This is a genomic window from Azospirillum sp. B506 (assembly GCF_000333595.1).
Lineage (GTDB): Bacteria > Pseudomonadota > Alphaproteobacteria > Azospirillales > Azospirillaceae > Azospirillum.
Genome location: NZ_BADK01000409.1, coordinates 1 through 15,319 on the forward strand (window position 1 = coordinate 1; position 15,319 = coordinate 15,319).

Consider the following 15,319-nt stretch of genomic DNA (forward strand, 5'->3'; position numbering starts at 1 on the left):
GGACGTCCCGCCATGCCGAGCCGGACGGCCCGGCCATCGGCAAGGTCGAGTTCCTGCTGGAGGATTTCGTGCCGCCGCGGCTTGACGTGGCGCTCGCCTCGCCGACGACGGAGCTTGCCGCCGATGGCGAGGCCGACATCGCGCTCGACAGCCATTACCTCTATGGCGCCCCGGCCTCCGGCCTGCCGGGCGAGTTGACGGTGACCCTGCGCGCCGCCGCCAACCCCTATCCCACCCTGCCGGGCTATCATTTCGGTCTGGTGCAGGAGGACGTGAAGCCGGCCCGCGCCGACCTGCCGGGCTTCATCACCGATTCCAACGGCTCGGCCCGCCTGAAGGTCAAGCTGCCGCGGCCGCCCGACAGCACCCGTCCGCTAGAGGCGGTGGTGCGCGCCACCCTGTTCGACATCGGCGGCCGTCCGGTCGGCCGCGACTTCGTGCTGCCGGTGCGCCACCAGCCCTTCGCCATCGGCATCAAGCCGCGCTTCGAAGGCGACGGCGTGCCGGAGGGGGCCACCGCCGGATTCGACGTGATCGCCGTCGGTCCCGACGGCAAGCCGACCGACCGCGCCGACCTCTCCTACGAGCTGTTCGAGGAGGAGTACGATTATGCGTGGTACGAGGCCAACGGCCGCTGGGACTACAAGGTCACGGTGAAGGACCAGCGGGTGACCGGCGGGTCGCTGTCGGCCCAGGCCGCCGCCCCGGCGTCGGTCGAAACCCCGGTCGCCGCCGGCCGCTACCGGCTGGAGGTGTTCGATGCCAAGACCGGCGTCGCCAGCAGCTTCCGCTTTGCCGCCGGCTGGTGGATGACCCCGACCGCCGGCGAGCGGCCCGATGCGGTGGACGTGTCGGTGATGATGCCGGCCTATCGCGCCGGGGAAACCGCCTGGGTCTTCGTCAAGCCTCCCTATGACAGCCAGGTGCTGGTGGCCGTTGCCGACCGCGGCGTCACCTATGCCGTCACCCGCGCCATCGGTCCGCAGGGCGCCTTCCTGGAAATCCCGGTCGGGCAGGGCTGGACCAGCGGCGCCCATGTGCTGGCAACCGCCTTCGCCACCTCCGACCCGCAGTCGAAGAAGCCGCCGCGCCGCGCCGTGGGCCTTGCATGGCTGGCGATGGACAAGGCCCCGCGCACGCTGGGCGTCCGCCTCTCCGCCCCGGCGGAGACGGAGCCGCGCCGCGCCGTGACCGCCGACATCGCGGTGGAGGGCGTCGCCGAAGGCAAGCAGGCCTTCGTCACCCTGGCTGCCGTCGACGAATCGGTGATGCAGCTGACCGATCAGCCCTCGCCCGATCCCGCCCGGCATTATCTGCGCAAGCGCCCGCTCACCGTGGAGCTGCGCGATTCCTATGGCCGCCTGATCGACCCGGCCGCCCTGGACGCCGCCCGCCCGCCGGTTCAGCCGACGCCGCGCCTGCGCCAGATCGCCGGGCTGGTCCCGCCCAAGTCGGAACGGGTGGTCTCGCTCTATTCCGGCATCCTGACCGTCGGCGCCGATGGCAAGGTCTCGGTTCCCTTCGACCTGCCCGACTTCCAGGGCCGCCTGCGCCTGATGGCTGTGGCCTGGAGCGAGGGGCGGATCGGCCAAGCCGAAAGCCAGATGCTGGTCCGCGACCCGGTGGTTGCCGACGCCGTTCTGCCGCGTTTCCTCGCCCCCGGCGATTCGGCGCAGGTGTTGCTGTCGCTCGACAACCTGAACGGCCCCTCCGGCGACTACCGCATGACCCTGAGCGCCGAGGGAGCGGTCGCCATCGTCCATGGCGACGCCGACGGCGAAACGGGCAAAGAGTTGGCCGTGCCGAAGCTGGCGCGCGGCAAGCGGGCGACCGCCGGCCGGGTTCTGACCGCCACCGCGGTGGGGGCCGGCCATGTCACGCTGGACGTCACCGGCCCCGATGGCGTCCGTGTCACCCGCCGGTGGGACGTCACCGTCCGTCCGGCCACGCCGCCGGTCACCCGCCGCATCGGCGCCGCCCTGCCGACCGACAAGAGCCTGACGGTTCCGGCCGACATCGCCGCCGGTTTGCGGCCGGAAACCGTCTCGGTGGGGGCCACGGTGGCGCCGCTGCCGGATCTGGACGTGCCGGGCCTGCTCTTCGCGCTCGACCGCGCGACGGCGGGCGGGGCAGAGCAGACCGCCAGCCGCATCCTGCCGCTGCTGTCGATGAGCGACATGGCTGCCGGTCTCGGCATCGCCCCGGAGGACCGGATCAAGGCGCGCGTCCAGCGCAGTGTCGACCGGCTGTTGACCTTCCAGCGCGTCGACGGCGCCTTCGCGCCCTGGTCGCCGAAGGGCGACCTCGATCCCTGGCTGACCGCCTATGCGGTCGATGTGCTGGGCCGGGCCAAGGCGGCGGGCTACCGCATTCCCGACCAACCCTATCGCAAGGGTCTGGACTGGTTGAAGCAGGCCATCGACAACGCCTGGGTCGAGACCGCCGACTTGCCGGGCCGCGCCTATGCGCTCTATGTGCTGGCGCGGGCCAAGATGATCGACGCCGGTGCGGTGCGCTATTTCCGCGAAAACTATTGGGACCGGTTGCAGACCGACTTCGGCCGGGCGCAGATCGCCGCGGCGACCGCCGTGCTGGGCGACCAGCCGGGGGCGACGGAGGCCTTCTCCAAACTGACCGGCGCCCGCATGGTGACCGCCAGCCTGCGCGACCAGGGCTCGTCCCTGCGGGACGAGGCCGGTGTCGTGGTGCTGATGGCCGAGAGCGGCGCGGTCGAGCGTGACCGCATCTTCCAGGCCGGCGAACGTGTGGCGAAGACCTTCGCCGCCGTCCGCACCACCAATCCGCAGGAGCAGGCCTGGTTGCTGCTGGCGGGCAAGGCGCTGATCGACCGTGCGTCGCCGATGAAGCTCGCCATCGGCGACCAGACGGTGGAGACCGCCAAGCCGCAGATCCTGGCCGTCGACCCGGCCGCCCCGCCCGCCATCCGCAACCTGGGGGCCGAGGTCCGCCAGACCGTCTCGGTTGCCGGCGTGCCCGACCAGCCGGCCGGCGCGGAGGAGCAGGGGATGACCATCCGCCGGCGCCTGTTCGACATGGCCGGCCGGCCGGTCGATCCGGCCGGCATCCGCCACAACGACTTGCTGGTGGTGATTCTGGAGGGCGAGGTTGGCGATCCGCTCGACCATTCGGTGATGGTCAGCGATCCGCTGCCGGCCGGCTTCGAGATCGAGAATGTCCGGCTCGCCAACAGCGGCCAGCTCGGCAAGCTGTCCTGGCTGGGCGAGCTGTCGGCCGTCCGCAATGTCGAGTTCCGGGAAGACCGCTTCCTGGCCGCTGTCGAGCTGCCGAAGGCGGCCCCCCGCTTCCGGCTGGTCTATCTGGTCCGCGCCGTCACTCCCGGCGACTTCGCGGCCCCCGGGGCCCAGGTCCAGGACCTGCAGCGACCCCACCTGTCCGCCCGCACCGCCGCCTCCCGGCTGCGCGTGCTGCCGGAGTGAGGCGGCCGCCGGCCGGTGGACGGCGGGCGGTGTTCAAAGATAGCTCTGCTCCCCCCGGTGCTCCTCCCGCCGGCGGGTGAGCAGGGTCAACCCTGCGACCACCACGGCGAAGGCCAGGGTCAACAGCAGGTAAAAGGCCAGTGCAAGGCCGACCGTCATGGTGCCGAGCAGCACCATGGCCAGTATCCAGACGCCCAACGATACGATGGCGCGTGCCGACATGGGTTGTCTCCTGTCCCCTGTCCTGATCCGCCCGATAAACTTAAACCCGCCCTGAACCCGGCACGGCATTCCGGCCGTCTGTTTTTCGCAGCGTCCACTTCCCACATGCGGTGCGGGACGCCGGACGGACGCGCGTTCACCGCAGAGCCTGCCACAGCCGCCGGCATCATCGGGGCGTGGCATCCTGTCACTGTGCGGGCGCGCCGCAGCAGTCGCGGGCTGAACGGTTTCCGCCCAAGGCCCCGGGCTGCGGGCCAGTCAACTGGTTGGCATGGTCAACAAGTCGATTGACAGCAAGCGGCACTGACCTTACCTTTACGTAAACGTCAGGGAAGGGAGCGGACAGCGTGGATCGGCTTTCGGTCGGCAATGGCGCGATGGAGACGGGGGAGGATGCCGGCGACAGCCGTCTGTCCCCGCGGCTCGCCATCGGCGAACTGGCCGGGGAGTTCGGTCTGACCCACCGCACCATCCGCCATTACGAGGATGAAGGGCTGCTGGCGCCGGAGCGGATCGGCAGCAACCCTGGAGGCGCCCGCGTCTACAGCCATCGCGACCGCGCCCGTCTGGCGCTGATCTGCCGGGGCAAGCGGCTGGGTTTCAGCCTGGCCGAGATCAAGGATTTCCTGAACCTCTACGACACCGGCGACGCCCAGATCGAACAGATGCGCTACATGCGCACCATCGCGCGCCGCCGGATTTCCGCGCTTGAACAGCAGCTCGCCGACGTCAAACAGACGCTGGCGGAGCTGTGCACCATCGACACCCAGATCTCCGAGCATCTCAGCCGCAACGGCATCACGGAGACGCAGGACATGGAGGAGAAGCACTCATGAAATCGGTCGTCATCGCCGGTTATGCCCGTTCCCCCTTCGCCTTCGCCCATAAGGGCGAGCTGACCAAGGTCCGCCCCGACGATCTGCTGGCCCGCGTCATCGCGGCGCTGGTCGAGCGCACCGGCCTGAAGACCGATGACATCGAGGATGTGATCGTCGGCTGCTCCTTCCCCGAGGGCGAGCAGGGGCTGAACGTCGCCCGCAGCATCTCCTTCCTGGCCAAGCTGCCGCAGACCGCGGCGGCCACCACGGTGAACCGCTATTGCGGCTCCTCCATGCAGTCGATCCATCAGGCGGCCGGCGCCATCCAGATGGGTGCCGGCGAAGTCTTCGTCTGCGGCGGCGTCGAATCGATGACGCGCGTGCCGATCATGGGCTTCAACCCGATGCCGAACCCGGCGCTGAAGGAGTCCTATCCGGAAGCCTACTGCTCGATGGGCATCACGGCGGAGAATGTCGCCCGCAAATACGCCATCTCCCGCGCCGAGCAGGAGGCGCTCGCCGTCGCCTCCCATGCCAAGGCGGCGGAGGCCCAGGCCGCCGGCCGCCTGTCCGATGAGATCGTCGGCATCCGGACACCGGCCGGTCTGGTCGACAAGGACGGCTGCATCCGTCCCGGCACCAATGCCGAAGGGCTGGCGGGCCTGAAGCCGGCCTTCACCGCCGACGGCACCGTGACCGCCGGCACCTCCTCGCCGCTGACCGACGGCGCGTCGGTCGTTCTGGTGACGACGGAGGAGTATGCCCGTGCCAACGGCCTGCCGATCCTGGCGAAGATCCGCTCGGTCGCCGTCGCCGGCTGCGCGCCGGAACTGATGGGGCTGGGTCCGGTTCCGGCCACCCGCAAGGCGCTGGCCCGCGCCGGCCTGTCGATCGCCGACATCGACATCATCGAGATCAACGAGGCCTTCTCGTCCCAGGCCATCGCCTGCATGCGCGACCTCGACATCGACCCGTCCCGCATCAATCCGGACGGCGGCGCGCTGGCGCTCGGCCATCCGCTGGGGGCCACCGGCGCCCGCATCACCGGCAAGGCCGCGGCCCTGCTGAAGCGCGAAGGCAAGCAGTTCGCGCTGGCGACCCAGTGCATCGGCGGCGGCCAGGGCATCGCCACCATCCTGGAAGCGGTCTGACGAACGGGATCGGGGAGGAAACGACCATGAAGATCGAACGCGCCGCCGTGATCGGTGCGGGCGTGATGGGTGCGGGCATCGCCGCCCATTTCGCCAACGCCGGCATCCCCTGCGTCCTGCTCGACATTCCAGCCAAGGATGGGCCGGCCAAGGAGGGCACCGACCGCAGCGCCATCGCCAAGGGTGCGGTGGCCAAGATGCTGAAGACCGATCCGGCTCCCTTCATGCATCCTAAGAACGCCAAGCTGATCACACCTGGCAATCTTGAGGACGATCTGAGCCTGCTGGCCGACGTCGACTGGATCGTCGAGGCCATCGTCGAGAACCCGGCGATCAAATCCGACCTCTACAAGCGCATCGACCCGGTGCGCAAGGCGGGTTCGGTGGTGTCGTCCAACACCTCCACCATCCCGCTGGCGGTGCTGACGGAGGGGCAGGGCGAGCAGTTCCGCAAGGACTTCCTGATCACCCATTTCTTCAACCCGCCGCGCTACATGCGGTTGCTGGAGATCGTCGGCGGCGCCGACACCCGCGCCGATGCGCTGGCCGCCATCGCCGACGTCTGCGACCGCCGTCTCGGCAAGGGTGTCGTCCACTGCAAGGACACGCCGGGCTTCATCGCCAACCGCATCGGCGTCTTCTGGATCCAGGCGGCGGTGAATGCCGCGGTCGATCTCGGCCTGACGGTGGAGGAGGCGGACGCCGTCGGCGGCCGTCCGATGGGCATCCCCAAGACCGGCATCTTCGGCCTGATGGATCTGGTCGGGCTGGACCTGATGCCGCACATCGCCAAGAGCATGTCGGCCACCCTGCCGGCGAACGACGCCTATCGCGGCCAGATGCGCGAACACCCGGTCATCACCCGGATGATCGCCGAGGGCTATACCGGCCGTAAGGGCAAGGGCGGATTCTACCGCATCAACAAGGCCGGCGGCGGCAAGGTGAAGGAGTCGGTCAACCTCCAGAGCGGCGAGTACGCCCCATCGGAAAAGGCCCGGCTGGACAGCGTGTCGGCCGCCGGCCGCGACCTGCGCAAGTTGTGCGAGCACCCGGACAAGGGCGGCCGCTTCGCCCGCCGCGTTCTGGCCCAGACGCTGGCCTATGCCGCCAGCCTGGTGCCGGAGATCGCCGACAGCATCGTCGCCGTCGATGAGGGCATGCGGCTGGGCTACAACTGGAAGCAGGGTCCGTTCGAGCTGATCGACCGGTTGGGCACCGACTGGTTCGCCGAGCTGTGCCGCTCGGAAGGCATCCCGGTCCCGGCGCTGGTCGAGACCGCCGCCGGCCGCCCCTTCTACCGGGTCGAGGGCGGCAAGCTCCAGCATCTGACCACGGCCGGCGTCTATGACACGGTGGTGCGTCCGGATGGCGTGCTGCTGCTGTCGGACATCAAGCGCGCCGCCGGCAAGCCGGTGTGGAAGAACGGCTCGGCCAGCCTGTGGAACATCGGCGACGGCGTGCTGTGCATCGAGTTCACCAGCAAGATGAACGCCGTCGATGGCGACATCATGGCCGCCTACGAGAAGGCGATGCGCCTGATCGGCGACGGCAAGGGGGATTGGAAGGCGCTGGTCATCCACAACGAAGCCGACAATTTCTCGGTCGGCGCCAATCTCGGTCTCGCCCTGTTCGCGCTGAACATCGGCCTGTGGCCGCAGATCGAGGAGATGGTGGAGGGCGGCCAGCGCACCTACCGCGCGCTGAAATACGCCCCCTTCCCAGTGGTGGCGGCGCCCAGCGGCATGGCGCTCGGCGGCGGCTGCGAGATCCTGCTGCATTCCGACCATGTCCAGGCCCATGCAGAGACCTATGTCGGCCTCGTCGAGGTCGGCGTCGGCCTGATCCCGGCCTGGGGCGGCTGCACCGAGATGCTGGCCCGCCATCAGGCCAACCCGAAGGCGCCGCGCGGCCCGATGCCCGGCATCGCCAAGGCGTTCGAGATCATCAGCACCGCCACCGTCGCCAAGTCGGCGGCCGAGGCCAAGGAACTGCTGTATTTCCGCGCCACCGACGGGATCACCATGAACCGCGACCGGCTGCTGGCCGACGCCAAGGCCAAGGCGCTGGAACTGGCGCAGGCCTACACCCCGCCGGAGAAGACCACCAGCTACGTCCTGCCCGGCCCCACCGCCAAGGCGGCGATGGAGCTGGCGGTGGAGGGCTTCGCCCTGCAGGGCAAGGTCACACCGCACGACAAGGTGGTTTGCGCCGCGCTGGCCGAGGTGCTGAGCGGTGGTGAGGAGGCCGACATCGCCAAGCCGGTCGGCGAGGACCACATCCTGCGGCTGGAGCGCGAGGCGTTCATGGGGCTGGTGCGCACCGGCGGCACCATCGACCGGATCGAGCACATGCTGCTCACCGGCAAGCCGCTGCGGAACTGAGGGGGAGGAACGAGAGATGCCGATCTACAAGGCTCCGCTTGAGGATGTGCGCTTCGTCCTGGACGAGATCGTCGGTCTGGACAAGCTGTCGGCCCTGCCGGGCTACGAGGACGCCACCCCGGAACTCGTCGGCCAGGTGCTGGAGGAAGGCGCCAGGCTGTGCGAGGAGGTGCTGTTCCCGCTGAACCAGTCCGGCGACGGCGAGGGCTGCCATTTCGAGAATGGCGAGGTCCGCACGCCGAAGGGCTTCAAGGAGGCCTACGCCACCTACATCGAGGCCGGCTGGCAGGGTCTGGCCTGCGACCCGGCCTATGGCGGGCAGGGGCTGCCGAAGCTGGTCAACATCATGCTGGAGGAGTTCATCTGCTCCGCCAACCTCAGCTTCGGCATGTATCCCGGCCTGTCGCTCGGCGCCTACAACGCGCTGGCGATGTACGGCTCGGACGAGCTGAAGCAGCGCTTCCTGCCCAAGCTGGTCGACGGCACCTGGTCCGGCACCATGTGCCTGACCGAGCCGCATTGCGGCACCGACCTCGGCATCATCCGCACCAAGGCGGTGCCGGATGGCGAGGGCGCCTACAAGATCACCGGCACCAAGATCTTCATCTCGGCCGGCGAGCATGACCTGACCGAGAACATCCTGCATCTGGTGCTGGCCCGCCTGCCCGACGCCCCGGCCGGGACCCGCGGCATCAGCCTGTTCCTGGTGCCGAAATTCATGCCCAACGCCGACGGTACGCCGGGTGCCCGCAATGGCGTCGCCTGCGGCTCCATCGAGCACAAGATGGGCATCAAGGCGTCGTCGACCTGCGTCATGAACTTCGAGGACGCCACCGGCTGGCTTGTGGGCGAGCCGCACAAGGGCATGCGCGCCATGTTCGTGATGATGAACGCGGCCCGTCTGGCCGTGGGCATCCAGGGGCTGGGGCTGGCCGAGGTCTCCTACCAGAACGCCGTCAACTACGCCCGTGAGCGGCTCCAGGGCCGGTCGCTGTCGGGGGTGAAGGCACCGGACAAGCCGGCCGACCCGATCATCGTCCACCCGGACGTGCGCAAGAATCTGCTGACCGCCCGCGCCTATGGCGAAGGCGCCCGCGCGCTCGGCGCGCTGGTCGCCTATCACCTGGACGTGGCGGAAAAGCATCCCGACGCCCGCACCCGCCGCGACGCCGACGAGTTCGTCCAGCTGATGACGCCGATCGTCAAGGCCCTGTTCACCGACATCGGTTTCGAGTCGGCCAACATCGCCGTGCAGGTCCATGGCGGCCATGGCTTCATCTGGGAAACCGGCGTCGAGCAGTATGTCCGCGACGCCCGCATCTGCCAGATCTATGAAGGCACCAACGGCATTCAGGCGCTCGACCTCGTCGGCCGCAAGCTGCCGCAGGATATGGGGCGCATGCTCCGTCACTTCTTCCATCCCGTCGGCCGCGACATCGAGGCGGCGATGGAGAGGGATGAGCTGGGCGAGTTCGTAATGCCGCTGGCCAAGGCCTTCGCCAAGCTGCAGCAGGCCACCGCCCTCATCGCCCAGAAGGGCCTGAAGGATCCGGAGGAGGCCGGTGCCGCCGCCAGCGACTATCTGCGTCTGTTCGGTCTGGTGGCACTCGGCTGGAGCTGGCTGACCATGGTTAACAAGGCACAGGCCAAGCTTGAGGACGGAGAGGGCAATGCTGCCTTCTATGAGGCCAAGATCAAGACGGCACGCTTCTACATGACCAAGCTGCTGCCGCAGGTGAACAGCCTGTTCATCACCATCACCGCCGGCGCCAAGCCATTGATGGAACTGGAAGACGCTGCTTTCTAACTGCTTTCTGCGAGGCGCGGCCCTGAAAGCCGGTACGGTGCCTGAATAAGGTGCCGTACTGGCTTTTTTGTGATTTCTGCAAGAGCGAAAGGTGCATTCGCACATTGACCTAAAATTGTCATCGCTCTTTGGAAATATCACCGGTGGGAAGTGCTGGCCCTGACCGGTAGGCCTTCGGTGCGGTGACAAAAGTTAATTTCCGGTTGTCGATTATCGTCCCTGCGTGTTACATCTCAATAGAGATTACGTTCGGCCGGTGCCTGCTATATCCTTTGGATTTTAGGGAATATGCGGGTGGCGACAGACCCCTCCTTTTCTCAAGCCTCCGGGGCATCTTTAGGAGGGGCAGGCATGGTTCGGGAGTTTGAACGATGAAGATCCTGATCGGTGATGATCACGTCCTGTTCCGGGAAGGTCTTCGCCGGCTGCTTGAGCAGCTTCGCGACAATGCTGACTTTGCGGAGGCCAGCAATTTCGACGAGCTTCTGGAAATGGCGGCGTCGAAGGATCAGGCTTATGACCTTGTCCTGACCGACCTGCGCATGCCGGGGTGGCCTGGATTTTCCGGTATCGGCATGCTGCGCGATCGGCAGCCGAACGCCAAGGTCGTGGTCGTGTCCGCGTCTGAGGCGCAGGCGGATGTGCGGGAGGCGCTGGAGAACGGCGCCGCCGGCTATATTCCCAAATCGTCCAGCGTGAAGATCATGTTGAGCGCGCTCGACCTGATCTTTTCCGGTGGCGTCTATGTCCCGGCGACGGTTCTGCGCGAGGGGGTCGAGTCCGACCAGCGCGGTGCCGGCGGGGTGATCCCGCCGACCGACCCGCAGTTGGAACAGTTGTTGACCCAGCGTCAGCGCGAAGTGCTGGACCGTCTGCGTGAAGGCAAGTCGAACAAGCAGATCGCCCACGAGCTTGGCCTGTCCGAAGGCACGGTTAAGATCCATATGACCGCGATCTTCAAGTCGCTGGGCGTGCGCAATCGCACCCAGGCCGCGATGGCTTTCCCGCAGTCACACTCGGCCTGAGACGCATCTTCACAAAAACGAACCCCCCGCCGGAATGATCCGGCGGGGCGTTTCGCTTTATGCCAAGGGATGCACCGTCATCCCATGCCGGCCACATAGCCCCGCAGCGACTCCACCTCCAGCTCGGCATCGTCGATGCGTGCCTTCACCACGTCGCCGATGCTGATGACGCCGACGACCCGGCGGGACTCGACGATGGGGACATGGCGGATGCGCCGTTCGGTCATCACCGCCATCATGTCGGCAACGGTGTCGTCGGGAGCGGCGGTGATCAACTCGCGCGTCATCAGGTCGGCCGCCGGGCGATCCAGAGCGACGGCACCGTCGCGGGCAATCGCACGCACGATGTCGCGTTCCGACAGAATGCCGACCGGTTGCCCATCGTCATCCATCACCAGCACGGCGCCAATCCGATGTTCGGTCAGCAGGCGGGCGACGGCGGCAACCGTGTCGTCCGGTGCGGCGGAGACGATCCGGTTGCCCTTGCGCTTCAATAAGACTGCGACATGCATGGCGGTACGGCCTCCCTTCCGATGACCCGATCAACCGTATCTGGGGATAACCGTACAATCCGCAAGGCAAGCGATAAAAAGAAAAAGGCAGCCTCCCCCGAATGGGGAAGGCTGCCTTCCGGTTGCCAGGGGCCGTTTGCGACCCCCGAATTCCGGCTTTAGAAACGGTAGCCGACGCCGACACCGATCAGCCACGGGTCCAGCGTGACCTTCGAGGAGACCGGCAGGACGGCGGTGCCCACGCGGGCGTTGGCGGTCACGTCGGTCTTCAGGAAGATCTTCTTGACGTCGAGGTTCAGCGACCAGTTGCCGGTCAGGGCAACGTCGACACCGGCCTGCAGGGCCCAGCCGAAACGGTTCTTGTAGTTGGTGTCGGTGATGCGCAGACCGCCGGCATTGGGGCTCTCGGCCGCATCCTCGTTGTAGAACAGGGTATAGTTCACGCCGGCGCCGACATACGGGCTGATGCGCTCCTTCGGCAGGAAGTGGTACTGCACGGTCAGGGTCGGCGGCAGCAGCGACACCTTGCCGATCTCGGTCGAGCCGCCGGCGCCGGCGATCAGGTTGCCCTTCACGCGGTGGCGGCTGGTGCCGGCGATCAGTTCGGCAGCGATGTTGTCGGTGAAGAAGTAGGAGAAATCGACTTCCGGAATGAAGTCGTTGCCGACCTTGGCCTTGCCGACGTCACCGAGCGTCGAATTGTTGATCGTACCCTTTTCCTGCGGCACCACAGCCAGGCCGCGCGCCCGGACGACGATGTCGCCGGCCGACTTGCCCTTGAAGTCCTGAGCGAGCGACGGGGAAGCGATGGCGACAAGGGCCGAGGTCGCCAGCAGGGCGGCGGCGGCGCGCGACAGGATGGTCATGGGGTCTGCTCCAGGCAATGCGTTGTTGCTGTTCTGTGGCATCAGCCAATGGAGCTATTACCAGACAGTGAGTACGGGTACTAGGGGGGCCACAACCCTTCCTCTCCTAATGCAGCAGCTATGCAACAGTGACGAGTTGTCGCATGGACAAGGAAATCATGGATTTGGTTTGATCGTCCGTTGCGGAATCAGCGCCATGCAGTTCTGGACGATGGCATAGCATTGGCCAAGTCCCGCCGATCCGCCGGAAGCGCCGCCATACACCACGCGCTCGACCACGCCGTTCTTCAAACTGAAAGTTGCTTCGCAATCGAAGCTGTTGACTTCATAGCCATAGACCGGCCCACCATAGCCATAACCGTAATAGGGCCGCCCCCAGCCGCCGCCGTAAAAGCCCAGCGGGGGCGGGCTGGGGTAGGAGACGAGGCGGGAACTGCGGTAGGTGAAGAACTCCCGGTTGTCGACGCTGGCCTGCCGCTCCGGCACCCCGGCGCAGGACAGCAGGGTTGCCTTCGGCATGCCGATCAGGGCGGTCTGTGCCACCAGCGCCTCGTCTGCCGCCGGATTGGCGCAGCCGCCGAGTGCAGCGGCGGCGGCCAGAGCCGTCGCGCAAAGCGCCTTCCCGGCCAAAGGCCGCGCCCGACTTTCCTTAACCGACCGACACACACGCATCGCACGCCTCCTCCGCCCTCTGACAGGGGCCTCCGATAGGGGACTGCCGGTCACCGCTTCCTGGCTGGCGACAGGTCGGACTCGGCCACGCCCAACGCCCGCACATCCTCCGGCAGACCACGGCCGGTGGCCAGCCCCGCCGCCACCCGGCCCATGGCCGGCGCGGTCTGGATGCCGTAGCCGCCCTGGCCGGCCAGCCAGAAAAATCCTTCCGCATCCGGGGCGAAGCCCACCACCGGCACCTTGTCGGCGACGAAGCTGCGCAGGCCGGCCCAGCGGTGGGCCAATCTCCGAACGGAGAAGCGGGACGCCTGTTCCAGCCGGTCCACGGTCACCGCGACGTCGATGTCCTCAGGCTGCACGTCGCAGGGTTCGACCGGGGTCTGGTCGGCGGGAGAAGCCAGCAGGCGGCCGGCGTCGGGTTTCACATAGAAGGATTCGGCGATGTCGGACACCATCGGCCAGCCGTCCAGTCCCGCCTTGTCGGCCGGATCCTCGAAGACGGGGTCGAAGGTTATGGCGGTGCGCCGTTTCGGCACCAACCCGATTGCGGCAACCCCGGCGAGTTTCGCCAGCTCGTCCGCCCAGGCGCCGGCGGCATTCACCACCACCGGTGCCGCGAAGCTGCCGGCACTCGTCTCCGCCAGCCACAGCCCGTCCTTCCGAGCGAGCGCCCGCACGCCGGCATCGCTCATTACCCGGCCACCGCGTGCCTTCAGCCCACGCAGATAGCCCTGGTGCAGGGCATGCACGTCGATGTCGCGGGCGTCCGGCTCCCACACGCCGCCGGCGACATAGTCCGGACGCAGGAAAGGCGCGCGGGCGAGAACCTGGTCGCGGTCGTGGCGTTCGACCGACGGGGTCAGGCGGCGGCCCTGCTCGAACTCCGCATCCAGCTTGGCGGCTTCGTGATCACGCCCGATGATCAGAACGCCGCGGGGAGTGAGCAGTTCATGCTCGGCGAATCCGGCGGGTGGATCGGTGTAGAAGTCCCAGCTCGCCACCGTCAGGGCGCGGATCGGCGCCGGGCCGTAGGTCTGGGTGTAGAGCGCTGCCGAGCGGCCGGTCGAGTGATAGCCGGGCTGCGATTCACGCTCCAGAACCAGCACACGGCCATGGGCGGCCAGCTCATAGGCGGCGGAGGCACCGGCGATGCCGGCCCCGATCACCAGGAAATCGACGCGCTCCAACGGTCCCGCTCCTCGAATTCTTATCGGCCGCCTATGGGGTGACGGTGCTTTGGTTGGGCATGTGATCCGGCAGGGCGACCATTTCAAGGATCAGTTTCTGCCGCAATGCCGCGACGAAGCTGTCCTTGTCCATGGCGCTCTTCACGAAGCTGCCGGGACCGCCGATCACGGACTCCTCGAAATACGCCTCCAGCCAGGGGAATTCGTCGAGAATGGCGAGACCGTTGATGACGATTCCGCGCTTCGTCACCCGGTCGCGCGCGTTGGCCGGATCGATCCCGCCGTTGGAGAAGCCGTTGGATACGATGTCGATCACCTGCCGCGGCGCCTTGCCCCCTTGATCCAATTTGCCGCGGTCGAACAGCTTGGCCGCCTCCAGGATGGCGCTGCCGATGGCGGTCGAGTCACCCTGGAAGCCGCGGGGCAGGGCGTCGATGCGGTCGGCGAAACGGCCGGCATCCTCCGGCTTGTCCAAAGCGGTCCAGGGGATCAGCACCCGCAGGCTGTTCGGTCCGGAATAGGCGGCCAGCGTCACCCGTGTCCCTGCCGACGCCAGCGCGTCCGCCACCGCCGGATCGCGGAAGGCGGCGGCATGGCCCTGGAGTTGGAACTCCAGGTCGCCGGTGGTGATCGAAGCCGAGCCGTCGAGCGCCAGAACGAGCGCCACCCCGACCTTGCCGACCTTGCCGTCCGGCGGAGCGGCCAGCGCCCCAAAGCAGCAGGACAGCAGGACGAAGAGAGCGGCAATCGCGGCACGCGGCATTCCCATCGGCACTCCATCGGCTGCCAGCCCCGCTCACCCGTGCGAGAGGGCGTGGCGCACCACCTTGACCATCACCGACGGCAAGGCGTGATCGCCCAGCCGGTCGACCGGCACCCAGGTGCCGTCGGCTTGCCGCCAGTCGGCGCCGGCCTGCCCGGCGACCACCTCAAGCTCCAGGTGAAAATGGGTGAATGTATGGCGGACCAGACCGGGCAGCCGACGCCAGCGCGCAGGCAAGGGCTGTTGCGCCGCCACCGCAGTGTCTCCCGGCAGCTCCGGCCCCCAGGATGTGGACGGCACCTCCGCCATGCCGCCCAGCAACCCCTCCTCCGCCCGGCGGCGCAGCAGGACGGCGCCGTCCGGGTTCAGCAGCCAATAGGCGACTCCGCGCCGGGTCGGCTTTTCCGCCTTGGCGGCCTTGCGCGGCAGGTTTTCGGCGATGCCGGCGCACGCG

Annotated in this window: 13 protein-coding genes; 6 read left to right on the plus strand and 7 right to left on the minus strand. The window is 67.7% G+C overall.

The annotated features are described in order from the left end of the window. On the plus strand, window positions 1-3,458 hold a 3,458-nt coding region (locus I71_RS12545), incomplete at its 5' end, for an alpha-2-macroglobulin (RefSeq protein WP_042695194.1). A 33-nt stretch (window positions 3,459-3,491) separates the two neighbouring features. On the opposite strand, the gene I71_RS12550 is transcribed toward I71_RS12545, so the two are convergent. Further along, window positions 3,492-3,680: a hypothetical protein gene (locus I71_RS12550; RefSeq protein ID WP_042695195.1), complete on the minus strand. Its 189-nt coding sequence runs from the start codon at window positions 3,678-3,680 to the stop codon at window positions 3,492-3,494. Window positions 3,681-4,027: 347 nt separating this feature from the next. Between I71_RS12550 and I71_RS12555 the strand changes: the two genes are divergently transcribed. The 5 genes from I71_RS12555 to I71_RS12575 all read left to right on the plus strand — a co-directional run bounded on the left by I71_RS12555 (window position 4,028) and on the right by I71_RS12575 (window position 10,862). Next, a complete protein-coding gene (locus I71_RS12555) occupies window positions 4,028-4,516 on the plus strand; it encodes a MerR family DNA-binding transcriptional regulator (RefSeq protein WP_083897126.1) in 489 nt (162 codons plus the stop codon). Beyond that, complete coding sequence (locus I71_RS12560; RefSeq protein WP_042695196.1) at window positions 4,513-5,649, plus strand: thiolase family protein; 1,137 nt, start codon at window positions 4,513-4,515, stop codon at window positions 5,647-5,649. Before I71_RS12555 ends, I71_RS12560 begins: the two co-directional genes overlap by 4 nt. Before the next feature lie 26 nt (window positions 5,650-5,675). Then, window positions 5,676-8,030 carry a 3-hydroxyacyl-CoA dehydrogenase/enoyl-CoA hydratase family protein gene (locus I71_RS12565; protein WP_042695197.1) on the plus strand — a complete coding sequence of 785 codons (2,355 nt, stop codon included), beginning with the start codon at window positions 5,676-5,678 and terminating at the stop codon, window positions 8,028-8,030. Window positions 8,031-8,046: 16 nt separating this feature from the next. Then, a complete protein-coding gene (locus I71_RS12570; RefSeq protein ID WP_042695198.1) occupies window positions 8,047-9,837 on the plus strand; it encodes an acyl-CoA dehydrogenase C-terminal domain-containing protein in 1,791 nt (596 codons plus the stop codon). Between the two features lie 371 nt (window positions 9,838-10,208). Next, window positions 10,209-10,862, plus strand: a complete 654-nt coding sequence (locus I71_RS12575) for a response regulator transcription factor (RefSeq protein ID WP_042695199.1) — start codon at window positions 10,209-10,211, stop codon at window positions 10,860-10,862. Between the two features lie 77 nt (window positions 10,863-10,939). Here I71_RS12575 and I71_RS12580 read toward each other — a convergent pair whose 3' ends face one another. The 6 genes from I71_RS12580 to I71_RS12605 form a co-directional block, all read right to left on the minus strand. Continuing rightward, window positions 10,940-11,374 carry a CBS domain-containing protein gene (locus I71_RS12580; protein ID WP_042695200.1) on the minus strand — a complete coding sequence of 145 codons (435 nt, stop codon included), beginning with the start codon at window positions 11,372-11,374 and terminating at the stop codon, window positions 10,940-10,942. Window positions 11,375-11,532: 158 nt separating this feature from the next. Further along, a complete protein-coding gene (locus tag I71_RS12585; RefSeq protein ID WP_042695201.1) occupies window positions 11,533-12,240 on the minus strand; it encodes an OmpW family protein in 708 nt (235 codons plus the stop codon). Window positions 12,241-12,396: 156 nt separating this feature from the next. Then, window positions 12,397-12,870 carry a hypothetical protein gene (locus I71_RS12590; RefSeq protein WP_085940722.1) on the minus strand — a complete coding sequence of 158 codons (474 nt, stop codon included), beginning with the start codon at window positions 12,868-12,870 and terminating at the stop codon, window positions 12,397-12,399. Window positions 12,871-12,962: 92 nt separating this feature from the next. Continuing rightward, window positions 12,963-14,102, minus strand: a complete 1,140-nt coding sequence (locus I71_RS12595) for an FAD-binding oxidoreductase (protein WP_042695203.1) — start codon at window positions 14,100-14,102, stop codon at window positions 12,963-12,965. Between the two features lie 31 nt (window positions 14,103-14,133). Then, window positions 14,134-14,871 carry a DUF1194 domain-containing protein gene (locus tag I71_RS12600; protein ID WP_244433793.1) on the minus strand — a complete coding sequence of 246 codons (738 nt, stop codon included), beginning with the start codon at window positions 14,869-14,871 and terminating at the stop codon, window positions 14,134-14,136. Between the two features lie 27 nt (window positions 14,872-14,898). After that, on the minus strand, window positions 14,899-15,319 hold a 421-nt coding region (locus I71_RS12605; RefSeq protein ID WP_042695205.1), incomplete at its 5' end, for an NUDIX domain-containing protein.